Source organism: Bradyrhizobium sp. AUGA SZCCT0169, from assembly GCF_018130085.1.
Classification (GTDB): Bacteria; Pseudomonadota; Alphaproteobacteria; order Rhizobiales; family Xanthobacteraceae; genus Bradyrhizobium.
Map to the genome: position 1 here is coordinate 130020 of NZ_JAFCMC010000014.1, position 17142 is coordinate 147161.

A 17142-nucleotide genomic window follows, 5' to 3' on the forward strand; every position below is an offset into this window, starting at 1 on the left:
TCCAATTGCTGCAGGACAACATTTTAGCGCGCATCAGGTTCCATCAATCCGGGTGCGCTGCGATATGCGCCAGCAATAATTCACTGACCCGTTCCGGCGTCTGATCGGCCGCGAAATGCCCGACGCCGGGCAGGACTTCGAATTGATAGGGCGCGGCGACGAAATCGCGGGTGCCTTCGGCGGCGATACGGCCGACGGTGTCGTCGGCGTCGCCCCAGATATAGAGCGTCGGTACACGGATCGGACCGAGCGGCCCGCGGATCGCGCCGCGCGCGCGGTACCAGGCCAGCGCCGCTTCCATCGCGTCCTTGTTGCCGAGCACGGCCAGATGCCGTTCGATCGCCTCAGCGGGAACGCCGTTGGCAATGAGCCGATCGCGCAGCCATTTGGCGTTGTCGGCGAGCACTATGTCGGCGGCGTCAGGTTCGAGGAACGCCTTGTGGTGCCGCGAGCGACTAGCCTGTTCGCCGTCGGCCATGTGCAGCGCGCGATTGAACGCGTTCGGATGGGGCCGCGAAAGAATGCTGAGGGAGGCCAGCCGCTCGTGGCAACGGTCGGCCAATCCCCAAGCGATGCTGCCGCCCCAGTCATGGCCGACCAGGTGAAAGCGCGCCTCGCCATAGCCCGAGGCCGCGGCGATGGCCAGCGCGTCGTCGATCAGGCGGTCGATCAGGTAGTGCGAGAACTCGCGCGGGTTAGGCCGCGCGCCCGGAGAGTAACCGCGCTGGCTCGGCGCAATCGCGCGGTATCCCATATCGCCGAGCGCCGTAACCTGGGCGCGCCAGCAATGCATCGATTCGGCAAAGCCGTGCAGCAGCAACACCAGCGGCGCGCCGGCCTCGCCCGCGACGAGGGCGTCGAAGGTGAGGCGCGGGGAGATGGTGATCTGTTCCAGGGCCGGCACGTGACAATCCTAGATAGACAATGCCGGCCGGTCCACGGCGAAACGGATTTTCTTTGGGGCAGGCGGCCGTCTGGGCCCGTCCGGAATTATGCAAGGGTCGAAAAGTACTGTATTCGGGGCCCGTCAATCGCAGAAGCCTCAAGGGACATTATCGTTGCATTATCTGAGATCGGTCGCATTCGATGCGTTGGTGGTGCTGTGGACGCTGGTGCTGTCGCCGGCGATACCCCTGTTGTGGGTTTTCGATGCGAGCAGCGCAAAGGTTCGCGCGGTGTCACAATTGTGGTCGCACGGCATCGTGTTTCTTCTGAAATACGTGGTGGGGCTGGATTACAGGGAGCTAGGCCGCGACAACATTCCAATTGGCCCGTGCATCATCGCCTGTAATCACCAATCGCTGTGGGAGACGGTTGCGCTCTGCGTGATTTTTCCCGATGCCAGCATCGTCGCCAAGAAAGAACTGCTCAATATCCCGGTGGTCGGCTGGTTCCTTCACCGCTATCCGATGATCCTGGTCGACCGGTCGGCGGGCCGGCAGGCGCTCAAGCAAATGATCGCGGAAGCAAGGGCCGCGATCGGCGAAGGCCGCAAAGTCTTGATATTTCCGCAAGGCACGCGCCAGGCGGTCGACGAGCCCATGACATTCCATGCGGCCGGCATCGCCGCGCTGTACACCAATCTCGATATCCCGGTGCTGCCGACGGCGCATAATTCCGGATTGTTCTGGGGCAAGAAGACGCTGATGATTCACAGCGGCAACATTTCGCTGTCCTACCTGCCGCCGATTCCGCCGGGGTTAGATCGGAAAGAGTTTCAGGCGAAGGTCGAGCGGCAAATTTCCGAAGAGGCGAGCCGATTGATCAAGGCGGCCGACGCGAAGGTCGTTCGTTAGCGCGACCATCGTTCGGCGAGCCAGCCTGCGATCGGCGAGAAAAAGGCCAGGCACCAGATGAATTGCGCCACCTTGGGGGAGAATGTGGCGATGGCTGTTCCGATGACGAACACCAAAATCGGAAATAATACCGTCACCCGCAATGGCATGTCGCGGCGGCCCCTGAGGGCGATAACCCACAGCAGCCCGTTCAGCGTGGCGATCGTAGCGAGATGCATCCCGTAGATCACGGCGACCACGCCGTCGAGCCGATAGCTGCCGTAGAGGCCGTTCGTCACCGGCAGGATGATGATCGACAGCAGAAACAGCAGATTGAGGAAGACCACGCCGCGGCTGGCTTCCGGCGCCACGGCGAGCCGCCGGTGATGGCTGAACCAGAACAGGCCGGCGACAACGAAGCTGATCGCCAGCGCGATGACCGGTTGCGCATAGACGCGAACGAGGTCGATCCAGGCCGGCGCGCTGGCGAAACTGTTGGCCTTCGGCAGGTCGTAGGCGAGCAGCGTCATGGCAACGCCGAAGATGGTGTTGCTCAGCATCTCCAGCCGGCGCATTTCGAAAAGGCTTGTTTGCTGCAATGCCGCTCCCCCGACCGCCATCAATTCATGCTGTCCAAGCGAATTATAACCGTGTGAAGCTTTAACGCTGGAATGGCGAGCAGCATTCGAAACAATTTTCGGTCTTTCGAGGAAGAAATCTGCGGCACCTCAATTGGTGCGGGCGGCCGGACTCGAACCGGCACAGTCCTTTCGAACCGAGGGATTTTCATACCAGCTACGGCTTTCGCCGCCTTGCTTCTGCGTGTTCACGCATACCAGCTCGTTTGTGGTCTGGACTATACCTTCACCGTGGTGCTTTCGCGCGTTAGGTGCTGCCCGTCTAGTCTCTACACCTTCGCGCCAGCCTCTCGGCGGGAGCGCTTGGCTCGGGGTTGCCAGTTAAAAGGTTTCCCCGAATTTGAGCAGTTCTACTCCTTAGGTTTCCCTAAGGGCACTCAAAGACTTAAGTCCCTTGCGTCTACCATTTCGCCACGCCCGCTTTAGTCAGAAGATCAGGTACTTAGCGCGTTTGCCGGCGAAGTGGAAATGGGATAATCCGCCCCCGGAAACCGCGCCTTTCGTTTAAGGGAACGCGGGGCCGGACGCAAAGCCTCAATGCGGACATCTGGTCCTGCTTTAGGCAATCTCAACGTTGTAGGCTTATGAAGGTCCGATGTCCGAATCCACGTCCCATCGCCGGCGAATTTCGTGTGCCGCAGGCGTGTTGGCGCTGCTCGCGGCAGGGGCAGGGCTCTCCGGCTGTGCCAGCGTGGGCGACAACATGTCGACGGCTTTCGCCGATCCCGCCAAATACGATCTCTACGAATGCAAGCATCTCGAGACGGAACGGGCCCGGATTGCCGGGCGCAAGGCGGAACTGCAGGGCCTGATGGCGAAGGCTGAAACCGGCGTCGGCGGCTCGGTGGTGTCGGAGCTTGCCTATCGCAACGAACTCATTGCGACCCAGGGACAATCGAAATTCGCCGAGGAGGCGTGGCGGCGCAACAAATGCCAGGAGGCGCCGCCGGAATCCAAACCTGCCGCGAGCGCGGCGGCGACGCCGCCTGCGCCACCTGCAGGCGTCAGGGGATCCCGTCCATCGTCGCGATAACGCGTCCTGCGGAAGTCCTCCCGCGCCATGCGCTCGCGTCGGATGTTCACACCCGCCAGTCGTAAATCCAGTCCTGCCGCGCCAGCATTCGCCTTGGACCGAGCGACTTGATGGCGAGATCGCGCGCGAGCGCCAACGGTCCGGTCAGATGATAGATTTGTCCGGACCGCCTTGCGGCGCGCTGAACCCTTAACACGCGGGCGCGGCGCAGCCGTCCGTAGCGCTTGAAGGCCGCCGGGATGCCGGCGGTATTGTCGCCGGCGCATTCGCTCAAGGCTTTCGCCAGTACCGCGGCGTCCTCGATCGCCATTCCCGCACCTTGGGCTGCGAACGGCAGCATGGCGTGCGCGGCATCGCCGAGCAGCGCGATCGCGCCGTCGCTCCATTCGCGAATATCGGGTACCGTGAACAGCGCCCATCGCCGCCATTCATCGACGGCGCCGATCAGCATTCGCGCGGTCGCCGGCCATTGTTGAGAGAACGCCGCCTTGATTTCGTTAGCCTCGCCCGGTGCGCTCCAGCCCGGCCTGTTCCACGTTCCCGGCACGATCGCGACAACGTTGATGCGCCGCCCGCCCGAGATCGGATAGGCGACGAGATGCGCTCTTGGTCCCATCCAGAGCTGCACCCGGGGCGAAGTATATTCGCGCGGCAGCGCCGTCGCATCGAGCGTGCCGCGCCAGGCGATCAGACCGGAGAATTGCGGCTGGACCTCCGGGAATAAATGATGCCGGACCGCCGACCAGATGCCGTCGGCGCCGATCAGCGCCACCGCCAGTTCCTGTTGCCGCGCGTTGCCGCGGCGCCCCACGACCGTCAGTCCCTTGGCGTGCGCGGCGACGTCCTCAAACTGGCAGCCAAGCCGCAATTCGATGTCGGGACTGTGATCGATCTCTGCCTGCAACGCCGCCTGCAGATCGGCGCGATGCACCACCCAATAGGGTGCGCCGGCGCGAAAATTCGCGGCCTCACCGAGCGGCAGGCGGGCGATCTCGCCGCCCTCCCGGGCACTCATGATGTTGATGGATTCGGGCGTCACGGCGCGCGGCGCGAGCCGCGGCTGCAGACCGAGTTCGACCAGGATGCGGCTGGCGTTGGGCGAAAGCTGCAGGCCGGCGCCGGCTTCCTCCAGCCGCTCGGCCTTTTCCAGAACGACGACGCGAAAGCCTTGCTTTGCGAGCGCCAGCGCCGCGGTCAGTCCTCCGATCCCGGCACCAGCGACAACGATGGTGCGCGTAACCGCCACGGCGGACCTGTCAGGCGACTTTATCTTTCAGCACGCATTCCGGGGGGCGCGCTTCGCCGGCCTTGAGATCGGCGGCAAACCGGTAGAGCGTCGAGCAATAGGGGCAGATGATCTCGTTGTCGTTGCCGAGATCCAGGAAGACATGCGGATGGTCGAACGGCGGATTGGCGCCCACGCACATGAATTCCTGCGAGCCGATCTCGATTACCGAGACGCCGGCGTCGTTGTGAAAGTGCGGGACGACATGGTCGGACATCTTGTTTCACCTTGGATAGCAATGACGGGCGGACGCAACCAACACGGCGCCCGACCCGAAATGCCGCGCACCATACTGACGGGTTCCGTTGATTCCTAGAGCCCAGATTCTTGAAGGTCGCCGCCGCACATTTGCTCATGCAAATTCGACACAATCTTGTCGTCCCAGAGAAGCCCTTCTTTCGTCGGGGACGTTGTGTCGCAAATGCGGCACATTATGTTGAGGGCAGCGAAAACCCAGGTTTTGCAGGATGAAGCGGGCAGGGCTCAGTTTGGCGGTGGCGGGCATGGCGGCAACTATCGCCGTGGGTGCGGCGCTATGGCCACACGCGCGCGACGCTTTTGCGATCCTGGCGGCGCAGGACGAACCGACCGAATTGGCCGATCTGAGGATCAATTCTGCCCTGCGGAACAACCCGGCGCTGATTACAGAAAATATCGAGTCCGCGCTGGCGGCAGGCGATGTCGATCTTGCCGGCAGCTTTGCCGCATTGGCGCGCGACAAGAACATTGTCATCAGCGAAGAACTGTCGCAGGGCGTGAACGAAGCCGTCACGGACGCGAACTCAACCTCGCATTTTGCTAAACGTTTCGCGATCGGTCTCGTCACCGGCAACGCCGAGGATGTCGCGAGCCTGTCGGGCACGGTGGCTGGCGATCTCTTTGTGTTCGGCGATATCCGCGACGTGGTGCGCGAAGGCAAGCATCTGGCGATGGGCGAGGATACCGATCATCTGATACTTGGGCTTGCGACGGTAGGCCTGGCGGTGACGGCGGCGACCTATGTGTCGGTCGGTGGCGCGCTACCGGTGCGTGCCGGACTGACCATGGTCAAGGATGCCCGCAAGGTCGGACGTCTGGGCGAGGGGCTGACGCTATGGGCCGGCCGCTCGGCGCGCGAGGTCGTCGATGGGCCGATGCTGCAGAAGGCGGTCGCCTCCGGCTCGGTGCTGCGGCCCGGCGCGACCGTCAGCGCGATCAAGGCGGCGTTCCGCGCTGAGAAGGCCGGTGCGCTGGTTCGGCTGGCCAAGGACGTCGGCCGCATCGGGCAAAAGGCCGGTACGCGCGGTGCGCTCGACACGCTGCGCATCGCCGAGGGCCCGAAGGATATCGCGCGCGCCGCACGGCTCGCGGAATCCAAGGGTGGCCAGACCCGGGCGATCCTGAAACTGTTCGGCCGCGGCGCTCTGCTGCTGGCGGCCGGCGCATTCAATCTGTCGCTGTGGCTATTCAGTGCGCTGCTGGCGCTGTTCGGCTTCTTGTCGTCGATCAAGGCGATCACCGAGCGCGCCACCATGGCGTATCTGCGCCGCAAGAAGGCGAGGCGGCAGCGTGAGCAGGCGGCGGCCGCGGCGTTGCTTCCCGGCCCGGCTCTGGCGGGTGCCGCCACCTGCGGCTAGAGTTGCGATCGTTTTCCGATCGCGCATTTTGAACTCCCCAAAAAATGGAACGAGCGATGCCGAGTTTTCACAACGGCGATATCGAAATTGCCTATCTCGACGAAGGCGAGGGCGATCCGATCGTTCTCGTACACGGCTTTGCCTCGAGCAAGAACGTGAACTGGGTCTATCCGACCTGGGTGTCCGACCTGAAGAAAGCCGGGCGCCGCGTGATCGCGCTCGACAACCGCGGGCATGGCGATTCCGGCAAGCTGTACGACGCCGCGCAGTATGAGATCGCGATCATGGCCGGCGACGTCATCGCGCTGCTGGATCATTTGGAAATCGAGCGGGCCGACGTGATGGGCTATTCGCTGGGATCGCGGATGACGGCGGTGATGGCGCTGGGCCAGCCGCAGCGGCTGCGCTCGGCCATCCTGGGCGGCATCGGGATCGGGATGATCACGGGCGGTGGCCCCGGCGAAAACGTAGCCCTCGCACTCGAGGCGCCGTCGCTGGACGACGTGACCGATCCGGTTGGGCGGACGTTTCGCGCTTTTGCCGACCAGACCCGTTCCGACCGCCGCGCGCTGGCGGCCTGCCTGCGCGGCTCGCGGCGCCTGATGACACGGGATGAAGCCGCCGCTATCCATGTGCCCGTGCTGATCGCGGTCGGCACGTCAGACGAAATCGCAGGCTCGGCGCAGGCGCTGGGCGAGATCATTCCGGACGCCGAGGTGCTGGATATTCCGAACCGCGATCACATGCGCGCGGTCGGCGACAAGGTCTACAAGGCCGGCGTCATCGATTTCCTGTCACGGCGAAGCTGAGCCTTCGCGTGGGTCCTCGCCGAAGAATTGCCGCGCCGCCGCGATCAGCACCACGAAGGTCGCGACCCACGCCATGCGCGCGCCATAGCGGTCATGCGGGCCTGATATCACGGCGCAGATAAACGCGTTGCCGAGCACGGCGAATGTAACGGTTCCTGCGAGGAGCGTGAGATCATCGAACGGACGCCGCCACAGGCCGCGACCGAACACGATTACGGCCAGCAGCATCGAGACGAGCGCCACCGGAACGTGGAGACGGTTGATGGCGGCAAAGTCGAGCCGCCAGCGCTGCTGGTTCGCGGCGCGCATCGCCTTGACCTGCGTCGGGATATAACGCTCGATGATCCCGTAGGTGTGGCCGATCCATTCATTGGTGCCTTCGCCGGTCGCGACATGGACCAGTTGCCGCGCGGTTCCGGTGATCGCCGCCTCGATCTGCCGTGCTGGATATTCGACCAGCGAACGCAGCACGATGAAGCCCATCTCGTCGCCGAGGCCCTTGAAGCGACCAAGCGTGTTGAACACGCTGCTGCCCCACAGAAACTGATCTGCCGTTGCAGGCAACTGGTCGCGATAGGGACAGAGCTTCAACTGCTGCTGCGGACAATGCTCCTTCAGGTAACGCGCGACGATGCCGTCCTGCAGCATACGTCCGAAGGCGACGCCATAGCCGCCGGGCGTCCACGCCACTTTCCCCGACAGTGCGAAATTCGCCGCCAGCAGCATCGCCGCGCCGGCGACGAGGGTGAGGCTGCCCTGCAGCAGTCCGGAAACCGTCATCCGTCCGCGCGAAAACGGACGCACGATCCACCCCACACAACACAGCCCGAGCAGCACTGCCAGCGTGGCGCTGTGCGAGGCCGCGGCGAACGCCGTCAGCGCGAACAGCGAACATTTTTCGATTGTCGAAGTGCGCTCGCCCAGCACGACCAGAATGAAGAGCGACAGCACCGACAGGCCGGCGTAGAGGTCGGTCAGAAGCGTGCTCGCGAGCCACGGCAGTGCGGTGGCCAGGGCCAGCACCAGGCCCATTGCGAGCAGCCGCAAGGGTTGGGCGATTTCGAATGCGCGCAGCGTCAGCTGCAGGATCCACAACGTTGCCAGCGCCTGGATTCCGAGATTGATCCAGAACGCGGAGTCTTCGCCGAAATGCAGATAGAGGCCGAACACCGTGGAGCGGCTTGGCACGAGGTAGCCTTCATACCAGCGTGCCAGATAGCCGCCGGTATCCCATTGGAGCAGCGGGTAGCCGTTCCACAGGGCAGGGGCGAGCAACATCAGGGGGATGGCGATGGCGGCGATCCAGGCCAGCCGCGAGTCGGCCGTCCGCGCGCGCAAAATCTGCGTGTTGATGTGGTTTCCCCCCAGTTTCGGCCAGCTTGCCCGGAATGGCCGGGGGGCCGAAATTCACCAATAGTCGGAGCTTGCCCGGCTTGATTTCCTGAAATCGCCAACCACCTTGAACTGACCCTAACCGTTCCTGGGGCGTTCGGCGGGGATTTACTCTGCCGCCGCCTGCCCCGGGACAGCCATCCGTCCGCCATGCTATAACGCCGGGCGAAACAAGCCCCGAGAACAAGCCGAGATAATCCCATGGCAGTGCATCAGGTCAGTCCGCAGGGTTCGAAGCTGGCCGCGCTCGATCCGATCTGGGATCGCGTGCGGAACGAAGCGGAAGACATCGTTCGCCGCGAGCCGGAACTGGCGTCCTTCATCTACTCGACCGTGCTGCATCACGAGCGACTGGAAGATGCGGTCATCCACCGCCTGGCCGAGCGGCTCGATCATTCGGCGCTGTCGGGCGATCTGATCCGCCAGACCTATGACGAGGCGCTGCGCGACGAACCCGATTTCGGCAATGCGTTCCGCGCCGATCTGGTCGCGGTCTATGACCGCGATCCTGCGACGTCGCGCTTCATCGATCCCTTGCTTTACTTCAAGGGCTTCCACGCCCTGCAGACTCATCGGCTGGCGCACTGGTTGTACAAGCGAGGGCGCAAGGATTTCGCCTACTACCTGCAGAGCCGGGCGTCCGCGGTGTTCCAGACTGACATCAACCCGGCGGCGACCATCGGCCGCGGAATCTTTCTCGATCATGCGACCGGTTTCGTCTGCGGTGAGACGGCTGTCATCGAGGATGACGTTTCGATCCTGCACGGTGTCACGCTCGGCGGCACTGGCAAGGAGAACGAGGATCGCCATCCCAAGATTCGCCACGGCGTGCTGATCGGGGCCGGCGCGAAAATTCTCGGCAATATCGAGATCGGTCACTGCGCGCGCATCGCTGCAGGCTCGGTGGTGGTCAAACCGGTGCCGCATAATGTCACCGTGGCGGGTGTTCCGGCCAAGATCGTTGGCGAAGCCGGCTGCGCCGAGCCATCGCGCACCATGGACCAGATGCTCAACGCCATCGGGATCTAATTTTCAAGGACTTTCTGACCTGTCGATCTCGTGAAGATACGGCTGGCGGTTCGCGCCGTCTCGGCCTAAAACTCCCCGGAAACCGCATATATCCGATTGGAGACCGCCGTGGACGTTCAGGAAGTCAGGAAGCTCGACGCCTATCTCAAGCGCGTATTCGGCAACCAGAAAATTCGCGTGGTGCCGCGCCCGAAAAAGGATGATTCCGCCGAGGTCTATATCGGTGAGGAGTTCATCGGCGTCCTGTTCGTCGACGACGAAGACGACGACCGTTCCTTCCAGTTCCAGATGGCGATCCTCGAGGAAGACCTGGTCGACCAGGGTTGAGGCGAAGCGCGGCCATAGCGTTTCGAGCGAAGTGGGTACCGGTTCGCGCAAAGAAAACGCGTCAAGACAAGGCGCCGCTATTTTTGCAGCCCGTGCAATTGCGCTGTCAAACGGTTCATCGCATTGGCGACGTCGCGCCATTGCGATAGCCAGCTCCGCGGAAATCTGAATGTCAGGTCGGCGCCGTCGACCCGGCGCTCGCTCAGGCACATTCCGGGCGTCACCCCGTCGCGCGTGCAGCGCGCGTTGAGGACGGGCGCGCTCGCGGTGAACAGATCTTCGTTGGCATAGGGCGAGCCGTCGCGAAACGCGCGCATCGCCAGTCCGTCGTCGATCGGCGTTGCGGGTGGCTCCAGATAGCGTGGATAGATGGTGCGGACCCGGACGTCGGGCGCCAGCGTGTCGTGGTGCGCCGAGATCGACAGGAAGATCCGGTCGATCGGCTGCACCTTTTCTTCGACCGTATCGGCGCTGACGTGCCGGGGCAACTCGGGCGCTTCGAGTGAAGGGAATGTGAAGTTGAGATCGACGCGTTCCTGTGGACCGGAATGGCGCTGGATTTTCCTGCGGATCGCCGACGTCGGCACGTTGAAGAGGGTGCCGCCCACGCTGACCGGTAACCGCGACGGCGCGTTGGCTACGCCATTGCCCCAGGTCGGCCATAACAGATAGGCCACGAGCCCGATTGCGCCTGCGGCGATGGTCGCTGCCACCACGATCAGGACCATGTGCGAGCGTGGGTTTTTTCGCGTGTCGCGGGCGATGTGTTGGGCCGTCGAAAGCAATGTCATGAAAGAAATATCGGTCGAGTTCGAGGCTGAGGCCGAATCACCCGGCGAATATGCCACGGGCGGCGGGATTTCCGTATGATTTCACCGGCATCGGGCAAGCGCGAGCCATGCGCGAACGGGATTGTGGCCTTCAGCTGTTAACCCTTCCTTAAGGATGCTGTGGCGGCGGGTCCCCGATTTTGCGAAAGCAGGGCGCGGTTTGTTCTGTAGCGGATGTGTTCGATGTCGCCCGATGCGTTGAATTCCCTGTTTTCCCTTTGCATCGGTTTTGCGCTCGCCGGCGCGTTGACCAGCGGCTACCAGGCCATGGCGGCGCGGCCCGCCGGTTTCGGGCTGCTCGGGAATGGCGTGGCGCCAAAAACGTTTGCGGCGGTTCCGTTCCTGGTTTTTGCCGCCCCCTTCATCATCATGCGCAATACGCTGCGCGGCGCCAGAATCGAGCGCCGCCGCTTCGAATTCGTGATGATGGCGACCGTGCTCGCGGGCTTCTGGAGCCTGATGTCCGGCACGTTCTTCCTGATGACGCTGCGGGCCGCAGGTCTGTTCGCTTAAAGTCTGTTCGCATAAAGTCTGTTCGCCTGGAGCCTGTTCGCCTGAGGCGTATCCGCCCTTTGCTTGATCATGCGCTGGCGGCTGTGCCAAGGTCTCCACAAACGGAGACCTGATCATCATGGCGATCTACGAACTCGACGGGCAGGGGCCCGATCTTCCCGCGGACGGAAACTATTTCATCGCGGATACCGCCACCGTCATCGGCAAGGTGCGCCTGAAGAATGGGGCCAGCGTGTGGTTCGGCGCGGTGCTCCGCGGCGACAATGAGTGGATCGAGATCGGCGAAGGCTCCAACGTGCAGGACAATTCGACCTGCCACACCGATCCCGGCTTTCCGCTGACGATCGGGAAAAACTGCACCGTCGGCCACAACGTCATCCTGCACGGCTGCACGCTCGAGGATGGCGCGCTGGTCGGGATGGGCTCGATCGTGATGAACGGCGCGAAGATCGGCCGCGGCAGTGTCGTCGGCGCGGGATCCGTTATCACCGAGGGCAAGGAATTTCCCGAGCATTCCCTGATCATCGGATCGCCCGCGCGCGTGATCCGCACGCTTTCGCCCGAGCAGGCGACGGCGATGGGACGCGCGGCGAAATCCTACGCCATCAACGGGCCGCGTTTCAAAAAAGGTTTGAAGAAGATCGGCTGAACACAGCGGTCAGGTATCTTCGGATTCGCTTGCCTCCGCCGCGCCGGCTACCTGCTCGTGCCCGGCGGCCCAGAGCGCATGCTGTTCGCTGCCGTCTTGATAGGGATTGGCTTCAGCCGGGATATTCTTGCGTGCCGCGCGCTGGCCCTGCTCGAACGGATCGGGATCGGTCGTCATGATGTTGCCTTCCGGGCTTTTGATTTCTTCTGTTTTGCAATTTTTTCTGTTTTGGCGCTGGAAAGTCTTGCGCTCTTGCGCAGTGCGTCCTTGAGATCGATCGGGATGCCGTGCTTCTTCAAAACGTCAGCAAAGGCTTCATCGGCCAGTTCCTGAATCGTCGCCATCCGATCGCGTCCAAGCTGGGTCAGCTTGTCGAACGTGTCGTCGTCGAAAGCGATCAGTTTGCGCAAGCGTCGTCGGCTCCGGCAACGTGGCGGATATGATTGCATAATGGTCCGCGCCCGAAATCGTTCCGGCCGGAACAAGCCGGTTTCGCCGTCGTTGAACCAGGAAAGGAGTTCTCGATGACCAAACCAACCGCATTTGCAGCAATGATAGCGCTCGCCATCCTGACCGTGCCTGGCATTTCGTTCGCGCAAAGCGCAGGCGGCGGCAGCGGAAGTGCTGGCAGCACAAGTGCCGGCGGCGCCGCAAGCGGCTCGACAACAGGAAGCAGCAGCGCGGTGGGCACGCCCAATGCGGGATCGGCGGGCGCCGGCCCGACTTCCATCCATGGCGTGCCACCCGGCCCGGCAAACGCGGCCGGTCTGAACAATTCGGGCAACGATCCGAGCGGCACAGGCAACGCGGCCAGGCTTCCCGCTGCGCCCGGCACCAACAGCGCCGGCACCGCCCAATCGTCGGGCCGGGCCGCGAACACCGGGGCCGGGGTCACGACCGGCGCTGCGGGCACAGGGTCGACGGCGCAACCGCATGCCGATGTCGACGCCGCCATCCAACAGGAAAACAGGACCATCGACCGCAAGGTGAAGAGCATCTGCCGCGGCTGCTAGCGACAGCGGCTGCACGTTGCCCGGTCGCGCAGCAGTGCGAACACAAGCCGCGCGATTGCGCCGGTTCAGGTTGCAACTAATCCCGGCCTGGCGGGTTATTGGGATTATTTCGGCGGCCCCGGTGTTTAATCACCGAGGCCGCGTTTGGTTTGGTTGGTTTGCTGGTACGCCGCTTGCATCGCATCGGGGATGCTGAACATGCTCACAGTCCCGGCTTTGACGTTGGTGCTCCTGGGTGTCGTTGTCAGTCTGGGAGCGGCCGTCGTCTGGATGCTCTGGGCGATCGAGCAGACGGTATCCAGGCCGCATCGCAACAGCGATCGCGCCGGATAGGCCGTCTCTCGAAACAGCGCGCAGCCATTTGCTGCGCGCCATTTTTCACGTCTGTGGTTTGCCCGCAGGTATTCTTAGAGTTTTGACGCGTTTTCTACCGCTGCGCCCACGCGTCGTCGGCCGCATCCTTGCGATAGCTGGCACGGTAGTCGGCGTGGAACCCATGCGGGGCGCCCGGATAAATCTTGAACTCGGCGGTCTTCTTGTTCGCCGCCAAGGCGGCCTTCAGGGCTTCCACGGTGGCGACGGGAATGCCGCTATCGGCTTCACCATAGAGGCCCAGCACCGGCGCCTTCATCTCGGGCGCGAGCTGCGTCGGGCTCTTCGGCCACAGCGGGTTCGGCGGATCGACCGGCGGGCCGTAAAACGCGGCGCCTGCCTTCAGCGTGGGACTATGGGCAAGGGGATCCCTCCGCATAGCGATCAAGTTTACGCAGATTGCGTAGATTTACCTGCGCCGAAAACGCATCAAAAACAAACGGGTAGAGCGCGATCCTCATGCATCAGGACCGCACGGGCTCAAGGGAAATGCATTCAGCAAACAATGTCGGCCAAAGGCAAATCACCTGCCTGCGAGGTTCAATTTGATCGTGAATTTCGGAAGCGCCGGGGCGAGGGATGAACGCGGGCAAAAAAACAAGGCCGTCGACGCAGTATACCGTCAACGACCTTGCCAGCCCCGGATATTGAAATCGGCTCACGCCATCCGGTGAACTGCAGCATGCAGGAGATTCCCACGGCCATATGTGAAGCAGTTCACACTCGGAACACAAAATTGGCAGGAAAGCGGGTTTTTGGTGGCATGTGGTGGAGAATTGCCGCCGGGGTCTGCAGCCGGGCACGGCGAACCTGCGCTGAATGCGTCACGATTAGCTAGGCCAAAAGGCGCTGATCGTGCGGGGCACATCGCGGAAGTGCTCGGTCCGTTGCTCTCGCTTTGAGGGGCGGTCCCGGACCGCGTCCGGAACGGGCGTCAGCCGTTCGACCTGCCGCGCTTGAGGGCGCTCTTGCTCGCGCGCGGCTTTGCCGCGCTGGATTTCCTGACCGACCGTTTGCGGGTAGAGGGCGGGGCGGCCGGTTCGGCCGCCTGCGCGCTTGCGAACGATTGCCGCAAGCCGTCGATCGATTCCGTCAGGGTGCCGACCTGTTCGGAAAGCTTTCTGGTATCGGCCTGCTGCGCGGCGAGCAGACGGCGCACCGTCAGCAATTGATCCTGCACCACCTGGAGCTGGTCGATCGATTCCTGCTGGGTGGCTTCGAGGCCCTTGGTTTTCTCGACCAGCTGTTCGGACGCCTGCGCGGTACGCGCCTGCAATTGCCTGACCGCAACAACGCGGTCGGTTTCGGGCGCAGTGCCGGTATAGGCCCGCCACAGCGTGATCGAACCTATTCCCAGCACGACGATGACGAGGGCAACTGCGCCGATCGCAATTGGCTGACCGCCGATACGCGCTAGCGCACTGGTATTCCCGGGGGCGGGCTCGATCATGAGATTCCAAATCCGGACGTAATTTCAATACCCTCGCTTACCACAGGCTTGGCGGCCCCGAAACCCGGGATTAACCGAATCGAGGCGGGATTCCGGGTAAAACTTCAATATTTCCGGGGTTTTGCGCCGCGAGATGGTCTCGGACGGCCTCACACGCTCTACGGCGGCCCTTGCAGATGCGCGCGGATAAATTGCCCCGCCTTCGCCAATGCGCGGCGGCCATCTTCCAATCCCGCATTCCAGACCGGCCACGCATGGATCATGTGCGGCCAGATTTCGAGGCTCACCTCGACGTCATTAGATCCGGCGGCGGCGGCCAGCCGTGTGGCGTCCGCCAGCAGTGTTTCCGCCGAGCCGACCTGAATCAGGAGCGGTGGAAAGCCCGCAAGATCCGCAAATAACGGCGAGATCAGCGGATCTCGGCGATCGAGCGGCGACGGCGCATAGGCGTCCGCAAGTTCGGCGAGATAAGTCCGGTGGATCAGCGGGTCGATGGCATCCTTGGTGTCGAGCGTGGTGCCCGACATTGTCAGGTCGGTCCAGGGCGAGACCAGCCAGGCGCAGGCCGGTAGGTCCTCGCCGGCCGCGCGCAACCGGCTGATCAATCCGAGCGCGAGATTGCCGCCGGCACTGTCGCCGCCGACGGCGATGCTTGCCGCCGGTATGCCTTGCTTGCGCAGGAAGCGCCACGCCGTCAGCGCGTCCTCATGGGCAGTTGGGTAGGGGTGCTCGGGCGCGCGCCGATAATCGATCGCGAGCGTGCGCGCTTGTGCGGCGCGGCCCGCTTCCGTCACCATCCGGCGATGGCTCAGTATCGAACCGGAGCAATAACCGCCGCCGTGAAAATACAGCAGCACGCGCGACGGGTCGCTGCCTGATACAAGCGACCACTCGCCGGGCACGCCATCGCAATCGACGGCGTCACATTTCACATCGGAAGCGATCGGCCAGGTCGATCCGACTTCGTCGAGCCGCTGGCGCCGTTCCGACCAGCCGACCGGCCGCGGCTTCGAGCCCAGCAACGCGCGGATGGCATCGATCTCAGTGGCGGCCAAGGTGCGTTCTCCCGATGAGGCCGGCCATCATCGCACGTCGGCCGGGCAGCGGAAAAGCCGAGAGGCGGGCCTATCTCGAAGAGGCCGCAAGAGAGCACAGGGACCCGTTTCAATTCCTCTCGCGCAACCCGAATTGGCAACGGCGTCGAAGGACCGGCGAAACCAAACGCATGCTCGCGTTCTGGCTGCCGGAAGGCTAGGCCGTGAACCCATAAACCCAGCGGCGTGATGCTAAGGCAATGTCCGCTTTGCCCTTATAGCGGCCGGAGTTGTGCGGCAGCGCAAAATGTCGCGATGGGCCACTTTCTGCCGAGAGCAGATGCGGCAAACAGAAGCGCTACTCAATCACCTCGTCGGCGCGTTGCTGAAGGCTCAGCGGCACATTCAGGCCGAGCGCTTTGGCAGTCTTGAGATTGATCACCAACTCGAACTTGACCGGGGCCTGGACCGGAAGCTCGCTCGGCTTGGCGCCCTTGAGGATGCGATCGCCATAGGTCGCCGCGCGCCGATAATTATCGACCTGGTCATTTCCGTACGACAGCAGGCCGCCGACTTCAGCGAAGAGACGGAACGGATAGACGGCAGGTACACGATAGCGAGCAACCAGCGATGTGATCTCTACGCGATAAGCGGTCAAGAAAATGTCCGGCATCACGATGAGGCCACCATTCGGCTCGCGTGCCAATGCGGCAACGACGGATTCGAGCTCGGACGGGTCGCGAACAGGTGCGGCGATCGCCTCCACGCCGAAGGACGCAACGGCGGCTTTGAAAGGGGTCATGTAATATTCGACATAGGGCGCGGTTGCCGGGTTAAACAGGAATGCGACCCGGGCGACGCGCGGCGCTATCTCCTTGAGCAGCCCCGGCCACTTGCCGGCCATCGTCGGCTCGTACAACGTGAACCCGGTGGCGTTGCCGCCCGGCCGCGGAAAGTTCGCGACGAAGCCGCTGCCGACCGGATCGGCAACGTTCGCGAAAATGATGGGGATGGTGCGCGTTTGTTGCAGCATCGCCGCTGTGGTGGGTGTGTTTTGCGTAAGAATGAGGTCGGGCTGCAGCGCGACGAGTTCCTTGGCGAATCGTTGCATCGTCTTCACGTCGGCCGCTGTCCAACGCGTGTCGATCCGGATGTTGCGGCCCTCGGCCCACCCGAGCTTCTGGAGTCCTTCCCGGAACGCCGCGACGAAGGCCTGTCCCTCCCGGTCGTTTTCGGCATAACCCATCAGCACGCCGATCCGCCGCATCGGCTGCTGCGCGCGTGCTGTTAGCGGCCAACCCGCAGCCGCGCCGCCGGCAAGAGCTATGAAATCGCGCCGCCTCAAGACCGCTCCCAGGCTGGACAAGGCATCATACC

The 17142-nt window shown here is 63.2% G+C and carries 21 protein-coding genes and 1 pseudogene; 10 read left to right on the plus strand and 12 right to left on the minus strand.

The features are described 5' to 3' along the window. Window positions 1-43: 43 nt before the first annotated feature. Window positions 44-904, minus strand: coding sequence for an alpha/beta fold hydrolase (locus JQ609_RS18170; protein ID WP_212295617.1), 861 nt, complete (start codon window positions 902-904; stop codon window positions 44-46). A gap of 154 nt (window positions 905-1058) precedes the next feature. On the opposite strand from JQ609_RS18170, the gene JQ609_RS18175 reads away from it, so the two are divergent. Next, window positions 1059-1796: a 1-acyl-sn-glycerol-3-phosphate acyltransferase gene (locus JQ609_RS18175; RefSeq protein ID WP_212204813.1), complete on the plus strand. Its 738-nt coding sequence runs from the start codon at window positions 1059-1061 to the stop codon at window positions 1794-1796. Here the strand turns inward: JQ609_RS18175 and JQ609_RS18180 are convergent. Continuing rightward, window positions 1793-2350, minus strand: coding sequence for a TMEM175 family protein (locus JQ609_RS18180; RefSeq protein ID WP_249128153.1), 558 nt, complete (start codon window positions 2348-2350; stop codon window positions 1793-1795). The two genes, JQ609_RS18175 and JQ609_RS18180, sit on opposite strands and share 4 nt — an antisense overlap. A gap of 658 nt (window positions 2351-3008) precedes the next feature. Between JQ609_RS18180 and JQ609_RS18185 the strand changes: the two genes are divergently transcribed. Next, a complete protein-coding gene (locus JQ609_RS18185) occupies window positions 3009-3446 on the plus strand; it encodes a twin-arginine translocation pathway signal (protein ID WP_212274401.1) in 438 nt (145 codons plus the stop codon). A gap of 46 nt (window positions 3447-3492) precedes the next feature. On the opposite strand, the gene JQ609_RS18190 is transcribed toward JQ609_RS18185, so the two are convergent. Then, entirely contained in the window at window positions 3493-4692 is a 1200-nt protein-coding gene (locus JQ609_RS18190; protein WP_212274402.1) for an FAD-dependent monooxygenase, read from the minus strand. A gap of 10 nt (window positions 4693-4702) precedes the next feature. Continuing rightward, window positions 4703-4948, minus strand: a complete 246-nt coding sequence (locus JQ609_RS18195; protein WP_192734038.1) for a zinc-finger domain-containing protein — start codon at window positions 4946-4948, stop codon at window positions 4703-4705. A 250-nt stretch (window positions 4949-5198) separates the two neighbouring features. On the opposite strand from JQ609_RS18195, the gene JQ609_RS18200 reads away from it, so the two are divergent. After that, a complete protein-coding gene (locus JQ609_RS18200; protein WP_212274403.1) occupies window positions 5199-6347 on the plus strand; it encodes a hypothetical protein in 1149 nt (382 codons plus the stop codon). 56 nt (window positions 6348-6403) lie between these two features. After that, on the plus strand, window positions 6404-7156 hold the full coding sequence (locus JQ609_RS18205) for an alpha/beta fold hydrolase (protein ID WP_212204824.1): 753 nt from the start codon (window positions 6404-6406) through the stop codon (window positions 7154-7156). Here the strand turns inward: JQ609_RS18205 and JQ609_RS18210 are convergent. Continuing rightward, window positions 7142-8494 carry a hypothetical protein gene (locus JQ609_RS18210; RefSeq protein WP_249128135.1) on the minus strand — a complete coding sequence of 451 codons (1353 nt, stop codon included), beginning with the start codon at window positions 8492-8494 and terminating at the stop codon, window positions 7142-7144. The two genes, JQ609_RS18205 and JQ609_RS18210, sit on opposite strands and share 15 nt — an antisense overlap. A 255-nt stretch (window positions 8495-8749) precedes the next feature. Between JQ609_RS18210 and cysE the strand changes: the two genes are divergently transcribed. Together cysE and JQ609_RS18220 are read left to right on the plus strand one after the other, a co-directional pair. Then, window positions 8750-9577 (plus strand): serine O-acetyltransferase, encoded by an 828-nt coding sequence (cysE, locus tag JQ609_RS18215; RefSeq protein WP_212036171.1) that lies wholly within the window; start codon window positions 8750-8752, stop codon window positions 9575-9577. Window positions 9578-9685: 108 nt separating this feature from the next. Next, on the plus strand, window positions 9686-9904 hold the full coding sequence (locus JQ609_RS18220; RefSeq protein WP_192734033.1) for a DUF3126 family protein: 219 nt from the start codon (window positions 9686-9688) through the stop codon (window positions 9902-9904). A 77-nt stretch (window positions 9905-9981) separates the two neighbouring features. On the opposite strand, the gene JQ609_RS18225 is transcribed toward JQ609_RS18220, so the two are convergent. Next, window positions 9982-10695: a hypothetical protein gene (locus tag JQ609_RS18225; RefSeq protein WP_212204826.1), complete on the minus strand. Its 714-nt coding sequence runs from the start codon at window positions 10693-10695 to the stop codon at window positions 9982-9984. A 222-nt stretch (window positions 10696-10917) separates the two neighbouring features. On the opposite strand from JQ609_RS18225, the gene JQ609_RS18230 reads away from it, so the two are divergent. Both JQ609_RS18230 and JQ609_RS18235 read left to right on the plus strand, forming a co-directional pair. Beyond that, entirely contained in the window at window positions 10918-11247 is a 330-nt protein-coding gene (locus tag JQ609_RS18230; protein WP_211996228.1) for a DUF6949 family protein, read from the plus strand. Between the two features lie 118 nt (window positions 11248-11365). Beyond that, entirely contained in the window at window positions 11366-11896 is a 531-nt protein-coding gene (locus JQ609_RS18235; RefSeq protein WP_211996227.1) for a gamma carbonic anhydrase family protein, read from the plus strand. Between the two features lie 9 nt (window positions 11897-11905). Here the strand turns inward: JQ609_RS18235 and JQ609_RS18240 are convergent, their stop codons facing one another. Both JQ609_RS18240 and JQ609_RS18245 read right to left on the minus strand, forming a co-directional pair. Beyond that, window positions 11906-12073 (minus strand): hypothetical protein, encoded by a 168-nt coding sequence (locus JQ609_RS18240; protein ID WP_212274404.1) that lies wholly within the window; start codon window positions 12071-12073, stop codon window positions 11906-11908. Continuing rightward, window positions 12070-12306, minus strand: coding sequence for a hypothetical protein (locus tag JQ609_RS18245; protein ID WP_212274405.1), 237 nt, complete (start codon window positions 12304-12306; stop codon window positions 12070-12072). The genes JQ609_RS18240 and JQ609_RS18245 overlap by 4 nt, the downstream gene beginning before the upstream one ends. Before the next feature lie 114 nt (window positions 12307-12420). On the opposite strand from JQ609_RS18245, the gene JQ609_RS18250 reads away from it, so the two are divergent. Both JQ609_RS18250 and JQ609_RS35580 read left to right on the plus strand, forming a co-directional pair. Beyond that, window positions 12421-12909 (plus strand): hypothetical protein, encoded by a 489-nt coding sequence (locus JQ609_RS18250; protein WP_212274406.1) that lies wholly within the window; start codon window positions 12421-12423, stop codon window positions 12907-12909. A gap of 198 nt (window positions 12910-13107) precedes the next feature. Next, a complete protein-coding gene (locus JQ609_RS35580) occupies window positions 13108-13242 on the plus strand; it encodes a hypothetical protein (RefSeq protein WP_283813865.1) in 135 nt (44 codons plus the stop codon). Between the two features lie 94 nt (window positions 13243-13336). Here the strand turns inward: JQ609_RS35580 and JQ609_RS18255 are convergent. The 4 genes and pseudogenes from JQ609_RS18255 to JQ609_RS18270 all read right to left on the minus strand — a co-directional run. Continuing rightward, window positions 13337-13642 (minus strand): annotated as a pseudogene (locus tag JQ609_RS18255) (dienelactone hydrolase family protein); the annotation flags it as partial. Window positions 13643-14215: 573 nt separating this feature from the next. Next, a complete protein-coding gene (locus JQ609_RS18260; RefSeq protein WP_212274407.1) occupies window positions 14216-14731 on the minus strand; it encodes a hypothetical protein in 516 nt (171 codons plus the stop codon). 158 nt (window positions 14732-14889) lie between these two features. Further along, a complete protein-coding gene (locus tag JQ609_RS18265) occupies window positions 14890-15786 on the minus strand; it encodes an alpha/beta hydrolase (protein ID WP_212274408.1) in 897 nt (298 codons plus the stop codon). Between the two features lie 337 nt (window positions 15787-16123). Then, window positions 16124-17110, minus strand: a complete 987-nt coding sequence (locus tag JQ609_RS18270) for an ABC transporter substrate-binding protein (protein WP_212274409.1) — start codon at window positions 17108-17110, stop codon at window positions 16124-16126. Between the last annotated feature and the right edge of the window lie 32 nt (window positions 17111-17142).

Coding starts and splice junctions, on each gene's coding strand:
- JQ609_RS18180 (WP_249128153.1), bottom strand. CDS start 2,350: ATGCGCCGGCTGGAGATGCTGAGCAACACCATCTTCGGCGTTGCCATG.
- JQ609_RS18185 (WP_212274401.1), top strand. CDS start 3,009: ATGTCCGAATCCACGTCCCATCGCCGGCGAATTTCGTGTGCCGCAGGC.
- JQ609_RS18195 (WP_192734038.1), bottom strand. CDS start 4,948: ATGTCCGACCATGTCGTCCCGCACTTTCACAACGACGCCGGCGTCTCG.
- JQ609_RS18200 (WP_212274403.1), top strand. CDS start 5,199: ATGAAGCGGGCAGGGCTCAGTTTGGCGGTGGCGGGCATGGCGGCAACT.
- JQ609_RS18205 (WP_212204824.1), top strand. CDS start 6,404: ATGCCGAGTTTTCACAACGGCGATATCGAAATTGCCTATCTCGACGAA.
- cysE (WP_212036171.1), top strand. CDS start 8,750: ATGGCAGTGCATCAGGTCAGTCCGCAGGGTTCGAAGCTGGCCGCGCTC.
- JQ609_RS18225 (WP_212204826.1), bottom strand. CDS start 10,695: ATGACATTGCTTTCGACGGCCCAACACATCGCCCGCGACACGCGAAAA.
- JQ609_RS18230 (WP_211996228.1), top strand. CDS start 10,918: ATGTCGCCCGATGCGTTGAATTCCCTGTTTTCCCTTTGCATCGGTTTT.
- JQ609_RS18235 (WP_211996227.1), top strand. CDS start 11,366: ATGGCGATCTACGAACTCGACGGGCAGGGGCCCGATCTTCCCGCGGAC.
- JQ609_RS18240 (WP_212274404.1), bottom strand. CDS start 12,073: ATGACGACCGATCCCGATCCGTTCGAGCAGGGCCAGCGCGCGGCACGC.
- JQ609_RS18250 (WP_212274406.1), top strand. CDS start 12,421: ATGACCAAACCAACCGCATTTGCAGCAATGATAGCGCTCGCCATCCTG.
- JQ609_RS35580 (WP_283813865.1), top strand. CDS start 13,108: ATGCTCACAGTCCCGGCTTTGACGTTGGTGCTCCTGGGTGTCGTTGTC.
- JQ609_RS18260 (WP_212274407.1), bottom strand. CDS start 14,731: ATGATCGAGCCCGCCCCCGGGAATACCAGTGCGCTAGCGCGTATCGGC.